Raw genomic sequence first — 19,335 nt, forward strand, 5'->3', positions numbered from 1 at the left:
ACATCTGCGTTCAAATCCTCTTAAGGACCATTAGGACGCAGATGATATTGAGAAGAGGTGGTCTGAATGTCTCTAATGATGCCTGGTTGTATTTTAATGCTCATCCTTGTTATCAGTATGCTGTATGAACCAAGAAGCTTCTGGAATGCACTACTGCTTATGATGGCAATTGGCATTTTTCTTCTTGGATTTGGCTCTGCACCAGGAATCCGGGGAATGATTCTTGGGATTTTGACGCTGCTACTAATACCATTAACTTTTCTTGTTACTGCCATCTTCCTCATTGTGAATGGTTTTGAGATGATGAAAAAAGAGGGGGGTCGTTTGCAGAATGTTCTATCCTTATTGACGGGAATAGCAATGATCCTTGGAAGTATATTAACCATTGCTGGAATATATTTTTTCCAGGATACTTCGGTGAAGAGGACTCTGTTCTCACTGGTGTTGATTCTGGAATTCTATATTGCCTTTACGTTTGCTTCACTGTTGATCTATTCGTTGATTTATACCTGTTTACCGAAACGACTGAATTGTGATTATATTATTGTCCATGGATGTGGTCTGATAGGCGGAGAAAGAGTATCTCCGCTGCTAAAAGGCAGAGTTGACAAAGCTGTCTATATTTACCATAAATGCAGGCAGCATACGAAGATTGTGGTATCAGGTGGTAAGGGTGTTGATGAGAAGATATCGGAAGCAGCAGCAATGAAAAATTATCTTGTAGAAACCGGATTTCCGGAAGATGATATCATTCTTGAGGAACAATCTAAGACTACCTTTGAAAATCTCAAAAATGTCAGAGATATGCTGAATGTGAATGGTGTAAAACATCGTTATATATTTGTGACAAATAATTATCATGTTTTTAGAACAAGTCTCTATGCAAAAAAGCTGAAGATGAAGGCCAGTGGCGTTGGATGTGGAACAGCAGCTTATTACTGGCCAAGCGCCTTTATCCGTGAATATATAGCCATTATGTTCAGATATAAATGGATATTTGCGGCGATTGTACTGTTGTGGGGGATGGTGGTTGCTAAAATTTATTTTTGATGTGCTTCGTGATGACATAACTTGATTCAAAATACAGAATCCATCCTACACAAGTAATATAAATTACAAAGAAGTGCTGCCACAACTGCGGTAATAAAAAACCTCAGTTGTGGCAGATGATGTTTTGCAGCCAAAATGTGGCCATGCGGTGGTTTTGAGATAACAATGAAAAACACCGTTTTTCTGTGCATATTTTTTCATCTCCATAATTATAAAGACATTGCTTGATATTCATCTTCAATCTTTTTTAGATTTCTAATTGATTTATTAGTGCAAAGCAAAGAGAATTTTTTCTACTTCCTCAATTAACTTTTCTTCAGACAGCTGCTTTTTTTGTATAAGCCACCATCTGACAGTGTGTATTATAGCACCAGTAAAGAAAGATGCTATTATTTCAGGTGACGCAGGCACATCTATACCTTTTTTTATGCCAATTTTAATTTTCTGGGTGATATCAAAAGTAATTTGATCCGAAAGTATGTCTAAAAGAGTAGAAAGCAAATTACTACTTAATACCATATTAACAAATTGTTCATGTTCTTTTAAGAAATCTAGCACATGACCTATGATGCTCATAAAAAAATAATGTGGATTTTCATAATCAGCTGAAGTAGCATTTGATGCATCAAAATCAGATTGCAATTGCCTAACAAAAAAACGAAAAAACTCATATTTATCTGCAAAATGTTTATAAAATGTGGTTCTCCCAATCATTGCTCTTTCACATAATTCATTTATTGTGATGTCTTCGAAGTGTTTCTCGCTCATGAGTTGTAAAAAAGCTTCTGTCAATGATTTATATGTACGGATAATCCGTAAGTCGTATTTTGGTTCCATAGATATCCTCCTTTTCGGAAACAGATTAATATGTTTTGTCTCTTATCTTACAAATCATAACCTTTTGATTCTTGAATTGACGATAGAAATATCTTATAGTTAAAAGCAGCAAATGTCAATTATGAGAACATTTGTAAGATAAATAAGGAGGCTATTTAAATGAATACAGACATATTATTTGAGCCGATTCAAATTGGTAATGTAGAATTAAAAAACAGAATTGCCATGTCACCAATGAATATGGGTTATACAGGACCAGAAGGCTACGCAAGTGATCAATCCAATGCTTGGTATGCCACTAGAGCAAGAGGTGGCTTCGGTCTTATCATCACTGAATGTATTGTAGCGAACCCTTATCCATGGCGTGGCAGCGATTCTCTTAATCCGCTTTTATGTGACAGTCAAAAAAAATACCGCTTTTTGAGCCAATTATCTGATGTTGTTCATTCCTATAAAGATACCAAGGTATTTATGCAACTTTCTCCTGGATGGGGAAGGCAGGGACATCCTGATATGATGCATGAGGCTATTGCTTCAGGTGCTCCATCGGCTATTTCAATAGAAACGGATCTACGAAATTTAAATTATGGTTGGGCTAAGCAGTTGAAAAGGCTTGGTGTCACATTGATTGATGAAATTGGAGGTGTGGAAAAACTCAAAAACCTTAGCGATGAGGAATATGAAGATGTTAAAGATATGGCCTTTAACTATCTAAAAAAGAATGCTCCTGAATTTTTCCACGCAATTAAAGGACATACTCCACGAGAACTAACTATTGCAGAAATTGAGAAGATAGAGGAATTCATGGTGGAACATGCCTGTGCTGCTTATAAATTGGGCTATGACGGTGTAGAACTCCACACTCCTCATGGATATCTTCTACATCAATTCTTGTCACCACGATCTAATCAACGTACCGATATGTATGGTGGCAGTACTGAAAACCGTGCTCGTGTGGTTACAAATATTATTGAGCGTATTCGTAAAAAAATTGGCTCAGATAAGGTGCTAGGTTGTCGTCTTTCAGGAGATGAATTGGTACCAGGTGGATTAGGGCACGAAGAAGCATGTAAGCTTGTTAAACTTTTTACTGATGCAGGAGCAAACTATTTTGATGTATCACAAGGTTCTTATGAGAATCCGGGAGCTGGATTTGCACCAGATGGTGAAGATGATTTTACACGCTGGGCACCAGGCTTTAAAGAGGCTAGTGGGGGATTGCCAATCATTACACCAGATTTTGTTAATCCAGAGACTGCTGCAGAAGCAATTAAAAGCGGAAAAACTGATATTATTTCTCTTGGCCGTCAGTCTATAGCTGATCCATATTGGCCTGCAAAGGTGAAAGCTGGAAGATACGGAGATATCGTAAAATGCATACGCTGTCAGCAATGTTACATGAATTTATTTGAACCACGTTGGATTCGATGTTCGATGAATCCTACTGCTGGATTTGAAAAATATTATCCAGAACTTTGGAAGAACAATGGTTTAATGGATGCACATGCAAAAAGATTTATGGATAAACGAGAAGGTTTACCTCAAATATAAGAAAGGAGTGACTAATATGAATGATAAATATTTTGATGATGTTTTTTTCAAAATTGATCCAGAATGTCATTTAATTGGAGATATGGAACCAATAAATCACTTTCCTGGTGTAAAAATGTGGTGGCGTGCTATTGATGGTATTATGCGTCCTCTGCTGCAGGGGGCACCAGAAAAGTACTCTGATATGATAGAACCTTGGGAACTTAAAAAAAGTTCTGATCCCGAAAATATAATCCGTGCAATGGATAAGTATAACGTTGATATTGCATGTCTTTTACCCGAATCCATGATGGATACTACAGGATATTCTAGTCGTTGGTGTACAAATGGTGATACATGGAAGGCTGTTTTAAAACATCCTGACCGCTTTATCATTGAGCCGAATATTTCTCCAATTAAACACAGAGGTGTAGAAAATGCAATATGGGAGATGGAATATTGGGTAGAGTGTGGGGCAAAAATTTTTAAATACTATCCACCTGAGGATACCTACATCAATGATCCTGAGATATGGCCTTTTTATAAGAGAGCTGAAGAGCTTGGGATAGTTTTAGATATTCATACAGGTTTCTCATGGGTACCACCCGGAAAGAGCAAATATTGTCTGCCTATCCAACTTGATGATGTTGCTCGTGACTTTCCAAACTTAAAGCTTGTAGCTTTTCACATGGGTTATCCTTATTGTGATGATCTCAATATGGTAGCTATGGGGCATCCTAATATATACTTATGCTTAAGCCTGCTTGTACCTTGGGCAATAACTGCACCATATAAATTTGGAAAAATCCTTGGAGAAGCAATGAGATTTGTAGGACCAGATCGTATTATTTGGGGAACAGATAGTGCTGGATATGGTGTTCAAATAGGTGCGGCAGTAATGGGACTTCGTAACTTCCAAATCCCTGGAGAATTACAATGGAAGTACGGATATTTACTCCTTACTGATGAGGATAAGCGTAAGATATTTGGTGGGAATTTAGCTGGACTTTTGGGGATTGATTCCACTGTACGCCGTATCAACAAATGATGATGAGTTCTTATACTAAATGGTAAGATGAAAAGCTATAACTATGTGGCTTTATAGTGTGCTTCAAAAGACTAGCTTAAGATTAAAATTTTATTAAGGGAGATAGAAACATGCATAAATTCGAAGGTAAATATGCTATTGCTACAGGTGGGACGGATGGTCTTACAAAGGAAAGTGTTATTCGCATGGCAAGGGAAGGATTAAGTGGTGCTATAATCGCTGGTAGAAATGAAGAACGAGGTATAAAAGCCGCTGAAGAAATCAAAAACTTAACAGGTTGTGAATGCTATTATGTTCAGACTGATGTTTCAAAACCAGAGGATATAGTAAATTTATTTAAAGTAGCAAAATCAAAAATCCCTACTATTCATATTTTAGTAAATGGTGCTGGAGTCTGTCCATCAATGCCAATCGAAACTATTGATGCACAAGAATGGGACAGGGTAATGAATATTAACTTAAGAAGTATGCACCTATGTATATTAGAAGCTCTTAAGTTTATGAAACCACAGAAATATGGAAAGATAATCAACGTTTCTTCCGCTGCAGGTAGAATTGGTGGTACTGAATCATCTATAGCCTATTCTGCATCGAAAGGCGGAATGATTACTGCTACTAAATGTTACGCAAAAGCATACGGTGTTTACAATATTAATGTAAATGGTATTTGTCCAGGTGCCATTAAAACAAATATGATTACTGATTTTACGTACACAAATGCTCCGGAATCTTTAATTAAACAAATCATTCCGTTAGGTAGATTAGGGAAAGTTGAAGATTGTAGTGGAGTTATATCATTTCTAGCTAGTAATGATTCAGATTACATCACTGGATGTAGTATAGATATAAATGGTGGCGTATTCATGAATTAGAAAATAATATCTTTCTACGACTCCAATATATACAAATTAGTCCGATATATACCTAATTTGTTTTATAATGAAATTTCTGGGAAATTTAAAGCAAGAAAGGATATCATAAAATGTACAAAAGATGGACAACTTCGATTTTGTATTTCCGTGGGGCAGTATGTCAATCAGCGTGTTCTTTATCATGTTCATTACAATGCTGTATGCCACTCGCAAGATAAAAAAAGAAAACATCATCGACGCGCTTCGGGATAACATGACTTGATTCAAAACCGATATTAACTTGATAGAAAATCAAAAAACATTTGCATGATTGGGTTCAAGTGATTCACAATCGTCGCGAAAGGCGATTTAGACATTGAAAATACAGAATCCATCCTCTACAAGTAATGTAAATTACAAAGAAGTGCTAACCTGCGGTATAAAAAACCGCAGTTGTGTCAGATGATGTTTTACGGCCAAAATGTGGCCATGCGGCGGTTTTGAAATAACAATCAAAACCGCCGTTTTCCTTTTTCATTTGTTTCCTAAAGTGACGAATCTCTCACTGGAAAGTCACAGAGATGTAAGTTGAAGGTTCTATTATATAGGTAAAACATGAAAAAGGAGTGTAACAACATTTATGAAAATCAGTATTAAAAACGTGAGTATGACATACAAAACAGGAAAAAAGGCACTAAGCAAATGGTAAACAAATCCAAAAAATGCCAAAAAGAACTCAGAAAGCAATTAGGTTATTTGCCGCAAAGCTTTGGTTTATATGACGAATTAACAGTTTATGAGTTTTTGGATTACATGTGTGCATTAAAAGAAATTAAAAACAACGTGAAAGATATTATCGGACAAGCTATTAAAGAGACCAATTTGCAGGAAAAAAGAAATTCCAAAATTAAAACTCTTTCAGGCGGTCAGAGGCAGCGTGTTGGTATAGCACAAGTATTACTTGGAAATCCTGAGCTTATCATTTTAGATGAACCTACAGTTGGACTTGATCCAGAAGAAAGAATTAAATTTAGAAATATATTTTCGCAGACTGCAAATGACAAAATAGTGTTACTTTCCACTCACATTATCGATGATATACAAGCCATTTGCAATAGAATTATAATCATTAATAACGGTACGATTTTATTTGACGGAACTTCGCCGGATTTAATAAAAGCTGTACACGGACGTGTTGGCTTTATTGAGGAAAAAGATAACGAGGCTTTATAAAAAAGAATTGGAGATAAGTACATAATAACATCTAAATTGTTTACGGGTAATGGTATCTCTTGTCGTGTTATTGGTAAAGAAATAGAAAGCTCTATTCCACTTATAGAGCCTACTCTTGAAGATGCGTACACATATGTCATACACAATGGGGGTGTTCATTAAATGAGAAATGCATTTTTTGCCTATGAAACAAAGCGAATTCTGAAGTCAAAGTTTACTCAAATAGTAATCTTGCTTACGTCAGTTTTTCCTTTGATTGCTGCACTACTCTCACCATATATTACCAGAAGTATTAGCCCATTATTGGAAATAAATAGCTCTACTCTTTTATCTCAAATCATACTTTTTCCGGCAAAGGTAGGAGCAGTACTTATAGCTTTTGCGTTTACTGCACTAACAGTTTTTGAGTTTGACAAAATACTTAGGTTTAGAGTCAATTATATAATTGAACCAATATCAAGTTCTATAAAGATAAATTTAACCAAAATTACAGGTTTAATGTGTGCTGGTGTTATTTCAACAGTGGGTTCAATGATAATTATGATTCCTCACTATATATTTAACATGGGCAGTCTAAGCAATTTTAGTTATTTTCTGCTCAGTTATTCTATAATAATTTTTGGCTCCATTGTGATAACAATTCTTATGACCGCAGGATTTTATCTTATATTTAGGAACGTTAATATAACCTGCATTATTATGCTTTTAGCGGTGCTTTTTAGTTTTTTAACAGGAAATATTAATTATCAATATATGTGGGTTCAGACAGGTGCTAGTGGACTTTCCGAAAATTTCGGAAGCGAGAATATCGTTTTGGGAATGCTCTGGAATAGGTTGTTTGGGTTATTAGTAGCTATGTCCATATATATTTGTTATAACTTTCATAATTGCACTTTTCTTTTCAGTGATTGACCTATATACAGAAATAATACAAGGTGTTTCTAGTACGGCACCTTTTTCCAAGTGGAGTTATTGCAAGTTTTTGTGTGACATAAATACGATTATGTTATTAATTCTAATGCTTTCTTGCACAGGACTTTTTTCTAGAAATGAACAAAGAGTAAGAGAAATTACTTCATGTACGTCTTTACCACAGAAAAAGTATTTGGCTACAAAAAGTTTAGCTCTGTCTATTTCTTATTTAATTATTGCCATATACTGCATTTTGATAAGTTTTGTGTTTTATAAGACAACTTTTAATTTTACAGATTTTCAAAAATTTTTATTACCGATGTTAATAATATTACTTCCAACTTTTGTGTTTGTTTTTGGAACCAGTATGTTTTTAGGCAGCAAAAGCCAAACTTTGCTTTATGCTTGGATTCCAATTATTTTGATTTTGTCACTTATAAGTTTTAACAACGCACCTTTTATTGATATTTTCGCCAAAGGCTATGTGACTTATATGCCTACAGTTCTATCTGTTGATAGTCTCGGTGAACCTGTTTTTAGTTTATCTTTGAATTTTATAATGAGTAGGCTTATATTTACTCTAATAGGAATGATTTTATATGTGGCTTCATTTAAGAAGCTTTCTGGAAAACCTTAAAAAGTTATTATAAGTCTATTAAGGCAAAAGCTAATTTTTGTGCGGCATTAAAATTTGATAGATGGTGTTAACTATGTTATTGATAATATTAGGAGCATCACCGGAAGAAACTTATGGATATGCGGTGTCATTAGACAATAAAGGTAATGGTCTTTTCGGCGCTTCTGAAAATAAAAAATCTTGGTGGCAAAGACGTCATGAGAAAATGAAAAAGTTAGCAAAAGAACAAGATAAGAAGAAACTAGAACAACAAACACAAGTAACACAGGCATATGAAAAGTGTGTGGATTTAAATAATTATGACATGTCACAGTTTATGATTTTGAATGCAATGAAAACTAAAATAATATCTAGACAAGCTCCATCACAGTTGAAATCAACTGATTTTATTAGTCTAGTAAGTGAAGTTTTATAACAATTTCTTATTTACGTATTGAGGCGGTGGGCTACCTTTTTATTTTATCTATAAGTAGGATAATTAAATTTATCAAAGCTACTAAAACTGAATTTATTTTTTGAAAGTTCTTTTCTAAAGATTCCAAGTCGCATTTTTGATAAAATAATTTCCAATTATAAAAAGAATTTAATATAAGCATATGCAAAAATTATGTGAGAAACAGTTTGTTATGTGGCTGATTTAGCTGGTTCTTGAAAATGATTTTGAAAAATTTATAGAATAACAAATATAAATTTTAATTATTGCTAAAATTTTGCTGACAGATATATAGATTATGGTAAAATAGCATAATCTGGAGTAAAATTAATAAGTAGTAAAAAATATCAAGAAAATAAGGGGGACAAAATGAAAGCAAAAAAGATAATGGCCGTACTTTCTGTAATAACAGCACTGTTATTTTTGGCAGGCTGCAATATTACGAATAATTGGAGCTTAAATGTAAAAAAAGGTGACAAATATAATTTTCATGAAGTAGTTGATCAAGACGCTGCTCTGATAATTGACGAGTTGGAGGATCACACAATTACAGTAAAGGATATGAATCTTACAATGGAAATACAAGATGTGGACAAAGACAAAAATGTAACTATAGCCTATAAGTATGATTCTATAAAAGTATCTACAGGAGATAGTGAGAAAATGAAGGAATATGATTCTAAAAAACCAGATCCAAGCGATTCTTTAGCTGATATATATGGAGGTGTTGTTGGAAAAGGCTTTACTGTAAAAGTGAGTAACAAAGGACAAGTATTAGAAATTAAGGGTGCGAATGAGTTAGTAAGTTCATTAATTGGCAAAGTTCCACCTGCTAAGCAAACAAATCCTTTGAAAGGCGCTATCAAACAAAGTTTTGGTGAGGATGCTGTTAAATCAATGGTTAATCAAAGTATGAACTACAATCCATCAAATAAAGTTAAAACCAATGATACATGGGAAAGCAAATATAGCATAGCCGCATTGTGTCCAATGGAAAGTAACAATAAATTTAAATTTTTAGGTGAAAAAGATGGATTATTAAATATTGATGTACAATCAACAGTTGAAGCAGATACTAAAGGTAAGCAAGTACAGTTTATGGAATTTAAGTCAGATATGAGGTTAAAAGGTAATAGCAAAGGAACAGTAAATATTAATAAGAAAACTGGTCTTATAGAAAAAGGTAATTTTAAAGAAAATGTGGGTGGAAATATGGAATTTACACTTGGTAGTAAAAATAAAAGCTGGCCGGTGGAAATATCACAAAAGATAACTTATGAAACTACAAAGCAATAAATCGTTAGCAAATTTGCTGCGATCATAAATATTCCTGAGGGATGTAAATAAGTTGTTAACAATTTGATTTGCTATTGGAAAAAGAGTTAAAAGTAATAGATAAGGAGGAATTGGAGAGTGGAAAGTAAGAAGAACGATGTTACTTTTATTAATTTCTGATTTCTTCAAAAAAGGAAAATCCACTGAATCTGGACAGGTTGAGCTGATTATTATAGAAAATTTAAATATTTTTCATAAATGGGAGGCAGCATGTTTATGTTTTATTTCAAAATATAAACATTTCCTTGTTCCAGCAGTAATAAGTACTTTATATTTGGAATGCATGAATAATAGATGGAAAATTGTTCATGCTCATTTTTCATTTCAGCCTGAAAAATAGAATTATCAATTAGGGAGAGACTGTTATTTTTGTGGATTATGAGGTTAAGAGCTTTAGTTACTTTGATATGGGCGCTGAAACTGAGAGTTTTTATCATGCTTTGGCAAGCTCTCTGGAGGTTGCTGATAATTAACAAATTGTTTTGTTAATTATCTTTGTGTGCTTTAAAATATTGAGTAGGCTGCTTTCTGTAAATTTTTTTTATTTTTGATTTTATAATTGTTATGTTGTATAATTTAAAATTATACAATTTGAAAGGAAGCTAGAAATGGGAAAGAAATCTTCAAGAAAAAAGATAAAATATAATCTGCAAAATAATTTGCAAAATAAAAAAACAGAAACAAGTGCTATTATTTTGGGGAGTATAGGAGGATTTATTATTTTTGTTATAGCTATGAAAATGTTAAAATTCATATGTTGTCTTAGAGCCAAATTAAATGCAACATCAAATTTTGTTTGTGTTACACCTGGAGATATAGCAGTAGGGACTTCATCAGCTGTATTTGTTATTTTTCTATTTATAGCTTTTTTTATAGCTTTTTTGCTTATTGTAATATGTGTTAGATTGTGGAAAAATAGAATGAGTTTTTCAAATGAATTTATGCGGATAAAAAGTGGATTTATGAAGATAAAGATAGATACTAAGTTTATGAAGAGTAGAAAAAGTAAAATTATAATCATTATTATACTTTTGGATTTTTTTAATTTATGTGTTGATTATTCAATTATATATAAAGATAGGATTTTTCATAGAAGTATAACAAATGTTTTTGGTAAATATTATGGATATTCAGATATCAAAGAAGTTAAAGTTTATGATGCCAAAAATACTCTAAGTTATTGTTTAATAATGAAAGATGGAACTAAAATTAATTTAACATCAATAAGAGATAATTCTAAGTTTATACCTGAGGTAGAATCGCATATAGATAGTAAAGTTCCTCACATAATAGATAGAAATTATTCCAGTGCTCTAAATAAAATTCCGAAGTATATTTCTGAAAAATTTAAAATGATTAAATCCTAATTACCTAAGTTTTGTACAAACAAAACTTTAGTATTTTCCATATCATAGTTTCAAAAAAATAAATAATGGATAATTTTACTTTTACTTAAAACAACTTTAAAGAAGAAACTATTTCCATTTGGTTAATTGCAGTAATGCAATTTGGTTTAAAATTTAATTTATTTAATCCATTTGAAGGCTTCAAGCTTAAAATGAAAAAAGTAACTTATTCTGTGTACCAAAAACTTATTGTTACTATGATGTCTATAGTTATTGGTTATGAGACTACTAATGACATCAATGAAAAACTTGCCCTAAACATGTTTGATATGGATACAGCACCAGACCAATCACAGATTAATGAGCTAATTAGACGGTTTGATTCTGACAGCATAAATCAATTTCAAGATATTCATCACCATATTTTTATGGAACACAGTAACTCAGGCCGATAAGGCTGCTTGGGTTTATGAACTTCCAGAGAACAATGGAATTAGAAATATTATAGTTCAGACACTATCTCCAAAAGGAAAACCAAAATATTTACTGCTAATAACCAATATAAACAATAAGGATATGAGCGCGGTAGAGATATTTCGTTTTTATAACAAACGTCAAACCATAGAGGCTTTCTTTAAAATGGCCAAGAATGTATACCATATAAAAAACCTAAGAACTTCAAAGTTTTACGGCATTTACAGATTTTTATGGTTAGTATTTATAACACATAATCTCATAAGTTGGTTTAAATCTACAGTTCTGCATGGAACAGAACTTAAAAATGTAGGAGTAAGAGTTTTAGTTAAAAGTATTAGAACTATAAAAGGCTTTGTTAAAAGGAATTCTGAAGGAATTAGTGTAAATATTCCACCGATAACAAGGCTAATTGCTGACGCACTTTGTAGTCCTAAATATATACAAATTAAAAATTGACTTTTAATCAATACAGATTAATCCAAAATTAGAAATAAAATTTTAGCTATTTTTAGTGTTATCATTTTTAACATTTGTATATTATTCCAGCAGGCTTCGCCTAAAATATTGGAAGCTAAAGGAATATTATAGTTAATACTAACAGGCAATTATGTACAAATATAAGTTTTATGTTTGTATGAAATTTAGGTAATTATTCTAATAAATTTACACAATATATGGGCAGCAGAAGTTTTTTTATTTATATATTTCACTATCTTCCTATGAATATTATTGCTTATTGCATAGTAAGGTATTTAAAACTTCCAATAATTTTTAATTATATATTCGTATTGATATTATTGCTTCAATAACTATCATTATTTGCGAAATAGTTTATAGCATTCCACAGATTAGATTTTTGTTTAGGATAAGAAAGGATAAAAGGGAAAGTTTAAACATAAAAACATTATAGTGAATTTCAAATGTTGTGTTTGGACTTTATCATAAACTGGAATACAGCATATAAAGGGGGGACTATGTATGAGAGGCGTATCAGAATGTATTGTGAGACAAGGCTCCGCGCAAAGACTACATGAAAATACAAGGAATGTCTTGTTCGGAGCTAAGTTTTGACTGATATAGACTAAAATATTTTTGTGTGGACTTTGCTTTATATTTACAGATTATTAATGTAGATAGGAGCATGAGGTATGAAATATGCAAAAGCACAAAATATATTGCCACAGAATATTATTGAATTAATCCAACAATATGTTGATGGAAGCTATCTGTATATTCCTAGGAAGAGCAATAGAAAAAAAGCTTGGGGGGAATCCAGCGGCATAAAAAATAGTTTGAAGAAAAGGAATAGAAATATTTTTAATAAATATAAACAAGGAACATCTGTTAAGGAACTTGCTGAGCAATTTTATCTCACTGAATATAGTATTAGGAGAATAATCAGGAAAGAAAAATAAGTAATATAAAAAAGTAAGTGAAGTTGTCAACTAAAAGTAGACAACAATAAAAGCAATATTAACCAAAGCCTCGTTCAGTTCGATACTGAATGGGGCTTTGATAACTTAATGCATATGCTGGTCTATCATTATTGTAATAATGGATGTATCTGTCCACAAATTCAAATAGATCATCTTCTTCCCAAAATCTAAAATCAACTGCCATTTCATCTTTAATCCAACCGTTTATTGATTCAATAACTGGGTTATCTGTTGGAGTTCCTACTCGCGACATAGAGCGAATTATGTTACAATTATTATGAGCTTTTGCGAATGCTCTTGAAGAATAGACTGCTCCTTGATCCGTGTGCAAAACGACTGGAGTTGTTTGTTCTTCAATTTTTTTCTTTAAATCTTTCAAACATAAAAAGTAGGTACGTCTATCACCGGGTTTAGATGTGAGGTGATGTGCAATAATCTCATTGTTGTATGTATCCATAATATACGTTAATTCGTATAAGCGGCCTCTATGTTTAAGGCAAGTCATATCTGAAACTACTAATTCTAATGGTTTTGAAGCATTCCACTTTCCTTTAACTATGTTTGGATAAACGATATTTTCATTCCCAGGTCTCCTATATTTATAATTTCTAACTTTGGATTTGATGCCACTGATTTTACAGCACTTATGTGCAAGATTATCTGAAAACGACCACCCAGTTTCCTTGCGGATGACTGCAGCGAGTCTATGATATCCATATGATTTATGTTTGCTATGAGCTTCTTTCAGTAAATCTGTAAGTAGTTCCCTATCTTTCTCATATCGATTCTGTACACCCTGACGGGATTTCCACTTGTAGTACCCAGAACGGTTAACCTGCATTAAAATACAAAGAGCCTTAAGAGAATATTTAACTTTTAAGTTGTCAATTATTTCGTACTCGGATCTTTTATAGAAACGAACTCCTTGTTTGCACCAACTCCTTTCACCATGTACCCTTTTTTTAACCTTTCAATTTCGATTTCTTGTTTTGCTACAATTAAACGAAGTCGATCTAATTCCTTCATTGATTTGCTTCTATGTAATGCTGCAAACTTATTTCCTGATTTCTTTTTATTTTCTAAGCCAGCTTCACCTTCATTTAAATATTTATGAATCCATGTTGCAATCATACCACTTGCGATACCTTCTTCTTTTGCTAAAGTTGGCCGACCAATACCTTCATCAAAATATCTACGGACAATACGGAGTTTTTCTTCCTTAGACCATTTTTTATTTTGACCACCTTTTGTTCTACTCATCATAATCACATCCTTCTAACTTGATTTTAACATGAAAAAAGTAGACATGCTTTTTTCATGTCTACTTTTATCTTACAACTTCAAATATAAAAAAGTAAGCGGTGTTTTTATGTTATCAATTTTGGTGATATAAAAATACCGTTTTTAAATTTTCATAGTATAGACAACTTTGTTGCAGAATTGTTTATGAACTAGATAAATTATCAGATATGAGGTTATAATTTCATTATAAATTAATTGAAATCAAATAGAGGTATAATCATATGAATACAAGTTTTCATACTATTGACATGGATACATGGACAAGAGTACACACGTATAATTACTTTACAAAAACAGTATCAACACTTATTTATTCCATTAATGTAACAATGGATGTTACAATCCTTAGGAATGCCTTAAAAAGTAAAGGGTTAAAATTCTTTCCTGCATATCTTTATTTAGTAACCAGAGCTATTGGAAAACAGCAGGAATTTCTTATGGCAATTCAAGATGAGGTGTTAGGATATTGGGATTGTAGAACTCCTTTTTATCCAATATTTCATGAAGAGGATAATTTCTTTGGACAGAATATGATGAGGATTTTGAAGTGTTTTATAAAAATTATATTTTAGATATAAAACAGTATAAGAAAAGGCATGGTGTTATGTTATCAAAGAAAGACCTACCTTCTAATAACTATATCATATCTTGTGTTCCATGGTTTAGTTTTAATGGTTTGTCCATGCAATTGCAAAATGCAAAAAATTATTATGCACCAATTTTTGAAGCTGGTGGATTTACTGAAACCAATGGTATAATTATGATGCCTTTATCTATTACGGTTAATCATGCTGCAGTAGATGGTTATCACATAAAGGTGCTTTTGCAGGAATTACAATGGACAATGAATCATACAGAAGAGTGGATTAAAGGTATAGAAGTGTAAAAGTAACTAACACAAATCAATTAAAACTACAGCGATTAAAAAATATAAATAATACTTATATTACTTCATTGTATAATGTGTAATTTGAAATACTATAATACTAATTGTTTTATGTTTTTTATAAATGATATATAATTGAAAAGGAAAATAAGGAAATTTATAAGGAGTGCATCAGATGCTAGTTAAAATTACAAATGGCTGCGTTGCTTTTGGCGCAAACACAATATTATCTAATATAGATTTCGAAATAAACGAAGGGGAAAAAGTTGCTTTAGTTGGACGAAACGGATGCGGAAAGACAACTTTGCTTAAGTTGATTTCTGGTGAATATGAGCTTGCAAAGCTTGATAATGGTGAAACGTCCTCCATTATTACAGCTAGAAATATAACTATTGGTTATCTTAAGCAGATTACCTTTGAAGATGAAACTTTTACTCTTGAGGAAGAAGTAAAAAAAGCCTACAAGGAAATACTTGATATGGAAGTTAGAATGGAGAAACTTCTTAGTGAAATGGAAAGTGGTTCAAATAATTCTGCAGTTAAGAAATATTCAGAATTACAGGAAAGATATAATCTGCTTGGAGGATATACTTATAAGAAGGAATATGAGAGTGCTATCAAACAGTTTGGTTTTACAAGTGAAGATAAGTCAAAGGCTCTTTCAGAGTTTTCGGGAGGACAGCGTACTAAAATTGCTTTTATTAAGCTTTTACTCAGTAAGCCAGATTTATTGGTATTAGACGAGCCTACTAATCATCTTGATATTAATGCTATTGAATGGCTTGAAGAATATTTAAAGTCATATAAAAAGTCAGTTCTTATAGTTGCTCATGACAGGGAATTTTTAGATAAAGTTGTTGGTTCAGTTTATGAAATTGAACGAGGAAAAATCACAAAATACACTGGAAATTATTCTGCATTTGCTGAAAAGAAGCGTATTGAGTGGGAAATACAGCAGAAAAAACACATTGAACAACAAAAGGAAATAGCTCATTTAAGCGGACTTGTTGAACGTTTTCGTTATAAAGCTACCAAAGCGGCTATGGCACAATCTAAAATAAAGCAGCTTGAGCGTATGGATATTGTAGAAGCCCCTGAGCTCGCAGATACTAATAGTTTTCATACGGATTTTGAACCTGAATACCAAAGTGTTCAATTGGTATTGTCAGTAAAGGATTTGAAAATAGGCTACAGTGAAACACTTTCAACAGTTTCGCTTAATATAACTCGTGGTGAAAAAATTGGGATTATTGGAGGTAACGGATTAGGTAAATCTACATTTTTAAAAACCATTGTTGGTGCAATACCTCAGCTTGGAGGTAACTATTCCATTGGGGATAAGGTTAAAATTGGATATTTTGATCAGCATATGGCACAATATAAAAGTGATAAAACTGTACTGGATGAATATTGGGATGAGTTTCCTAATTTAACTCAGACAGAGGTTAGAGGTGCTCTTGGAGCTTTCCTTTTTACACAAGAGGATGTGTTTAAACCGGTTAATGCCCTTTCTGGTGGAGAAAAGGTACGTTTGGAATTATGTAAGATATTAAAGAGAAGACCAAACTTTCTGATCCTTGATGAACCTACAAACCATATGGATATAATAGGTAAGGAAACATTGGAGAAAATGCTCATGGATTATACCGGTACGGTGCTTTTCGTTTCTCATGATAGATATTTTGTGAAACAGATTGCTTCATCAGTTTTGGTATTTGACAATGGAAATGTTGACTACTACCCTTTTGGATATGAGAACTATTTAGAGCAGGCAGCAAAGAAATCCGCTGATGAAGAAAAATTTACAGTTAAAGAAAAAAGTAAAAAGAAAAAATTTACAACGCCTGGTAAGGAAAAGGCCAGAATGGAGGCAAGGATAAAAAAACTTGAAATATTGCTTCAGGAATGTGATGAAAAAATTGCAAAACTTGAAAAAGAACTTCAATCAGAAGAGGTTATTTCCGATTATGTAAGATTAACGGAGCTTCAAGAAGAACTTATGGCACAGGAAAATCTTAATATGAGCTATTTAGAAGAATGGGACGAATTACAGGACAAATTAGCTTAATAAGTTAAAAAAATATTTGTTAATCTTAATAATATATTTGAAACAGAATGACTATTAATCATGCTGTTTCAAATAATCTTATAATTAACATTAAATCCAAGGTTAAAAAGTAATATGGTTAAATGTATTAAGTAAATTATTTCTTGTTGAATTTCTTTAAGTATTGTCGTTGTCCGCCTTTTTTAACCAAGGTCCAATCTGGCTCAAGACAAGTTCGTATATTTTCAAGCAAGCTCAATAATGTTTTCTGATCTTTTACTGAAATATTTTGCAGCGCTATCTTGTTTGAATAGTTTTCTTCTTCTAGTAATATCTCATATACTTCTTGGCCTTTTTTTGTAGGAAACAAGAGGAGAACCTTCTTATTTTCTGGACTAATTTCTTTACTAATAAAACCGGATTGTTGTAATTTTTGAATGGCACGAGAGGCTGTTGTACGGTCTACTTTAAGCATCTCGGCGATCCTTTCTTGTATAATTCCTGGATTTTCACATATCCTCACTAAATATGCATATTGACCTTTAGCCAAATCAAATTGTTTGAATTCTATATTGCTGATTGAATCCAAGCAGCGATAAATTTTACCTATTTCTCTCAATATCTCTTTCATAGCTAACCTCTTAATTTTATATTATACTATTTAATTTATATCATAATATTGTTGCAAATGCAATAATATTATGATACATTAATATTGCATATGCAACAATATTGAATTGAAAGAAAGTAATAATTATAAAGCTTAAAGCAAAAATATGTACCTGAAAAACCCTCAATGAATGAACAATAAAATTTTTTTATGTAAAATAATAAGTTTATATGGCAATTTATATTATTGCGTTGAGATAGGTTTTAAAGGCTATATTTAAGAAAATGAGGAGGAGTAAAAAAATGAAACTTGCTATCGGGGAATGTATGATTGACGACCTTGTTATACTTAGAGAAATTTCTTATAAGGCATATAACGAAACCTTCAAAGATTGGAATACACCTTCTAACATGGAGGATTATTTGGAGAAGGCTTTTAGTATGAGTAAAATGCGGGATGAACTGTTAAACGCCAGTTCAAAGTTCTATTTTCTATATGTTGATGAAAAATTGGCAGGTTACCTAAAATTGAATGAAGGTCTGGCACAAACTGATATCAAAGACTCAGAATCTATAGAGGTCGAAAGGATTTATGTGTTGAAAGAATTTCATGGCAAAGCATTGGGAAGTGTGTTGATGAATAAGGCTATTGAAATTGCAAAAGAAAAGAAAAAGAAATATTTATGGCTTGGTGTATGGGAAAATAACGATAAAGCTATGAAGTTCTATAAAAGAAATGGATTTTATATCATCGGCCAGCATTCCTTTTTTATGGGAGATGATGAACAAATAGATTTAATCATGCGTAAAGATTTAGAAGTAAATTAAACTTAGTATACATTTACTAAAACCCTTTAACATTTACATTTAATTCAAACACAGAATAACATTAGACTTGCACATTACGCAGCGTAATGATTTATAATAAATATGTATTATGAGAAAGCATTCAAAAATGTTAAAATTAGGGGGAATTTTGTTATGAATGAATTTCAAAGTATACTTAGTTATTATGAGGATGAATTAAAATGGCATCCACCTTTTGCTGAAATACTTTCTAAATATGCTTCAGAAGGTTTGAAAGGATACTTAGTAATGCGTGAATCAGTTCAAAATGGACATTTACCTAAAAAAACAAGAGAATTAATTTTTACAATATTGGATAGTTTAGATGACGAAGTAAGTGGTGCAAAACAACATGCTGTTGCTGCAATAGAAGCAGGTTTAACTATGGAAGAATTAGTAGAAGCGTTTGTAATAGTAACTATTGTGAAAGGTATCAATGTTTTGTGTAAAACAGGTGTTGAAGCAATAAAAGCAGCAGAAAAAAGATTTGAAGAAATAAAAGAAAATCAATAATAAAAAT

At 32.2% G+C, this 19,335-nt stretch carries 19 protein-coding genes and 3 pseudogenes; 18 read left to right on the forward strand and 4 right to left on the reverse strand.

Annotated features, from left to right (window positions below):
• Positions 1-66: 66 nt before the first annotated feature.
• On the forward strand, positions 67-1,050 hold the full coding sequence (locus Q6H37_RS09700) for a YdcF family protein (protein WP_318741389.1): 984 nt from the start codon (positions 67-69) through the stop codon (positions 1,048-1,050).
• 267 nt (positions 1,051-1,317) lie between these two features.
• Here the strand turns inward: Q6H37_RS09700 and Q6H37_RS09705 are convergent, their stop codons facing one another.
• Positions 1,318-1,887, reverse strand: coding sequence for a TetR/AcrR family transcriptional regulator (locus Q6H37_RS09705; protein ID WP_318741391.1), 570 nt, complete (start codon positions 1,885-1,887; stop codon positions 1,318-1,320).
• A gap of 159 nt (positions 1,888-2,046) precedes the next feature.
• On the opposite strand from Q6H37_RS09705, the gene Q6H37_RS09710 reads away from it, so the two are divergent.
• The 13 genes and pseudogenes from Q6H37_RS09710 (at position 2,047) to Q6H37_RS09765 (ending at position 13,104) form a co-directional block, all read left to right on the forward strand.
• Positions 2,047-3,438 (forward strand): NADH:flavin oxidoreductase, encoded by a 1,392-nt coding sequence (locus Q6H37_RS09710; protein ID WP_318741393.1) that lies wholly within the window; start codon positions 2,047-2,049, stop codon positions 3,436-3,438.
• A 16-nt stretch (positions 3,439-3,454) separates the two neighbouring features.
• Positions 3,455-4,465, forward strand: a complete 1,011-nt coding sequence (locus tag Q6H37_RS09715) for an amidohydrolase family protein (protein ID WP_318741395.1) — start codon at positions 3,455-3,457, stop codon at positions 4,463-4,465.
• A 110-nt stretch (positions 4,466-4,575) separates the two neighbouring features.
• A complete protein-coding gene (locus Q6H37_RS09720; protein ID WP_318741397.1) occupies positions 4,576-5,337 on the forward strand; it encodes an SDR family oxidoreductase in 762 nt (253 codons plus the stop codon).
• Between the two features lie 112 nt (positions 5,338-5,449).
• Positions 5,450-5,599 (forward strand): annotated as a pseudogene (locus Q6H37_RS29550) (ABC transporter permease); the annotation flags it as partial.
• A 357-nt stretch (positions 5,600-5,956) separates the two neighbouring features.
• A pseudogene (locus Q6H37_RS09725) lies at positions 5,957-6,711 on the forward strand (ATP-binding cassette domain-containing protein).
• Positions 6,712-7,461, forward strand: coding sequence for a hypothetical protein (locus tag Q6H37_RS09730; RefSeq protein WP_318741399.1), 750 nt, complete (start codon positions 6,712-6,714; stop codon positions 7,459-7,461).
• Between the two features lie 70 nt (positions 7,462-7,531).
• Positions 7,532-8,098 carry a hypothetical protein gene (locus Q6H37_RS09735; protein WP_318741401.1) on the forward strand — a complete coding sequence of 189 codons (567 nt, stop codon included), beginning with the start codon at positions 7,532-7,534 and terminating at the stop codon, positions 8,096-8,098.
• A gap of 73 nt (positions 8,099-8,171) precedes the next feature.
• On the forward strand, positions 8,172-8,513 hold the full coding sequence (locus Q6H37_RS09740; RefSeq protein WP_318741403.1) for a hypothetical protein: 342 nt from the start codon (positions 8,172-8,174) through the stop codon (positions 8,511-8,513).
• Positions 8,514-8,900: 387 nt separating this feature from the next.
• Positions 8,901-9,827, forward strand: a complete 927-nt coding sequence (locus Q6H37_RS09745; protein WP_318741404.1) for a DUF6263 family protein — start codon at positions 8,901-8,903, stop codon at positions 9,825-9,827.
• Between the two features lie 647 nt (positions 9,828-10,474).
• Positions 10,475-11,233 carry a hypothetical protein gene (locus Q6H37_RS09750; RefSeq protein ID WP_318741406.1) on the forward strand — a complete coding sequence of 253 codons (759 nt, stop codon included), beginning with the start codon at positions 10,475-10,477 and terminating at the stop codon, positions 11,231-11,233.
• A 191-nt stretch (positions 11,234-11,424) separates the two neighbouring features.
• Positions 11,425-11,667: a hypothetical protein gene (locus tag Q6H37_RS09755; protein WP_318741408.1), complete on the forward strand. Its 243-nt coding sequence runs from the start codon at positions 11,425-11,427 to the stop codon at positions 11,665-11,667.
• Between the two features lie 49 nt (positions 11,668-11,716).
• Positions 11,717-12,145, forward strand: coding sequence for a transposase (locus tag Q6H37_RS09760; RefSeq protein ID WP_412523939.1), 429 nt, complete (start codon positions 11,717-11,719; stop codon positions 12,143-12,145).
• A 692-nt stretch (positions 12,146-12,837) separates the two neighbouring features.
• A complete protein-coding gene (locus Q6H37_RS09765) occupies positions 12,838-13,104 on the forward strand; it encodes a CD3324 family protein (RefSeq protein ID WP_318741410.1) in 267 nt (88 codons plus the stop codon).
• 58 nt (positions 13,105-13,162) lie between these two features.
• Here Q6H37_RS09765 and Q6H37_RS09770 read toward each other — a convergent pair whose 3' ends face one another.
• Together Q6H37_RS09770 and Q6H37_RS09775 are read right to left on the reverse strand one after the other, a co-directional pair.
• The gene (locus Q6H37_RS09770; RefSeq protein ID WP_318742896.1) at positions 13,163-14,017 is read right to left on the reverse strand and encodes an IS3 family transposase; all 855 of its coding nucleotides are present in this window, start codon (positions 14,015-14,017) and stop codon (positions 13,163-13,165) included.
• Positions 14,014-14,388, reverse strand: coding sequence for a transposase (locus Q6H37_RS09775; RefSeq protein ID WP_318733555.1), 375 nt, complete (start codon positions 14,386-14,388; stop codon positions 14,014-14,016). Before Q6H37_RS09775 ends, Q6H37_RS09770 begins: the two co-directional genes overlap by 4 nt.
• A 287-nt stretch (positions 14,389-14,675) precedes the next feature.
• Here Q6H37_RS09775 and Q6H37_RS09780 point away from each other — a divergent pair.
• Together Q6H37_RS09780 and abc-f are read left to right on the forward strand one after the other, a co-directional pair.
• Positions 14,676-15,313 (forward strand): annotated as a pseudogene (locus tag Q6H37_RS09780) (CatA-like O-acetyltransferase).
• Between the two features lie 175 nt (positions 15,314-15,488).
• A complete protein-coding gene (abc-f, locus tag Q6H37_RS09785; protein ID WP_318741412.1) occupies positions 15,489-17,381 on the forward strand; it encodes a ribosomal protection-like ABC-F family protein in 1,893 nt (630 codons plus the stop codon).
• 136 nt (positions 17,382-17,517) lie between these two features.
• Here abc-f and Q6H37_RS09790 read toward each other — a convergent pair whose 3' ends face one another.
• The gene (locus Q6H37_RS09790; protein ID WP_318741414.1) at positions 17,518-17,991 is read right to left on the reverse strand and encodes a MarR family winged helix-turn-helix transcriptional regulator; all 474 of its coding nucleotides are present in this window, start codon (positions 17,989-17,991) and stop codon (positions 17,518-17,520) included.
• Between the two features lie 281 nt (positions 17,992-18,272).
• Between Q6H37_RS09790 and Q6H37_RS09795 the strand changes: the two genes are divergently transcribed.
• Entirely contained in the window at positions 18,273-18,797 is a 525-nt protein-coding gene (locus Q6H37_RS09795) for a GNAT family N-acetyltransferase (protein WP_318741415.1), read from the forward strand.
• Between the two features lie 153 nt (positions 18,798-18,950).
• Positions 18,951-19,328, forward strand: a complete 378-nt coding sequence (locus Q6H37_RS09800; protein ID WP_318741417.1) for a carboxymuconolactone decarboxylase family protein — start codon at positions 18,951-18,953, stop codon at positions 19,326-19,328.
• The last annotated feature ends 7 nt before the right edge of the window (positions 19,329-19,335 follow it).

This window comes from Clostridium sp. JS66 (assembly GCF_033561535.1).
Classification (GTDB): domain Bacteria; phylum Bacillota; class Clostridia; order Clostridiales; family Clostridiaceae; genus Clostridium_AM; species Clostridium_AM carboxidivorans.

Excerpts from the sequence above, each read along its gene's own strand:
- Q6H37_RS09790 (WP_318741414.1), bottom strand. The coding sequence starts at position 17,991 with ATGAAAGAGATATTGAGAGAAATAGGTAAAATTTATCGCTGCTTGGAT.
- Q6H37_RS09795 (WP_318741415.1), top strand. The coding sequence starts at position 18,273 with ATGAAACTTGCTATCGGGGAATGTATGATTGACGACCTTGTTATACTT.
- Q6H37_RS09705 (WP_318741391.1), bottom strand. The coding sequence starts at position 1,887 with ATGGAACCAAAATACGACTTACGGATTATCCGTACATATAAATCATTG.
- Q6H37_RS09710 (WP_318741393.1), top strand. The coding sequence starts at position 2,047 with ATGAATACAGACATATTATTTGAGCCGATTCAAATTGGTAATGTAGAA.
- Q6H37_RS09745 (WP_318741404.1), top strand. The coding sequence starts at position 8,901 with ATGAAAGCAAAAAAGATAATGGCCGTACTTTCTGTAATAACAGCACTG.
- Q6H37_RS09720 (WP_318741397.1), top strand. The coding sequence starts at position 4,576 with ATGCATAAATTCGAAGGTAAATATGCTATTGCTACAGGTGGGACGGAT.
- Q6H37_RS09740 (WP_318741403.1), top strand. The coding sequence starts at position 8,172 with ATGTTATTGATAATATTAGGAGCATCACCGGAAGAAACTTATGGATAT.
- Q6H37_RS09765 (WP_318741410.1), top strand. The coding sequence starts at position 12,838 with ATGAAATATGCAAAAGCACAAAATATATTGCCACAGAATATTATTGAA.
- Q6H37_RS09715 (WP_318741395.1), top strand. The coding sequence starts at position 3,455 with ATGAATGATAAATATTTTGATGATGTTTTTTTCAAAATTGATCCAGAA.
- Q6H37_RS09775 (WP_318733555.1), bottom strand. The coding sequence starts at position 14,388 with ATGATGAGTAGAACAAAAGGTGGTCAAAATAAAAAATGGTCTAAGGAA.
- Q6H37_RS09750 (WP_318741406.1), top strand. The coding sequence starts at position 10,475 with ATGGGAAAGAAATCTTCAAGAAAAAAGATAAAATATAATCTGCAAAAT.
- Q6H37_RS09755 (WP_318741408.1), top strand. The coding sequence starts at position 11,425 with ATGAAAAAAGTAACTTATTCTGTGTACCAAAAACTTATTGTTACTATG.
- Q6H37_RS09730 (WP_318741399.1), top strand. The coding sequence starts at position 6,712 with ATGAGAAATGCATTTTTTGCCTATGAAACAAAGCGAATTCTGAAGTCA.
- Q6H37_RS09800 (WP_318741417.1), top strand. The coding sequence starts at position 18,951 with ATGAATGAATTTCAAAGTATACTTAGTTATTATGAGGATGAATTAAAA.
- abc-f (WP_318741412.1), top strand. The coding sequence starts at position 15,489 with ATGCTAGTTAAAATTACAAATGGCTGCGTTGCTTTTGGCGCAAACACA.
- Q6H37_RS09700 (WP_318741389.1), top strand. The coding sequence starts at position 67 with ATGTCTCTAATGATGCCTGGTTGTATTTTAATGCTCATCCTTGTTATC.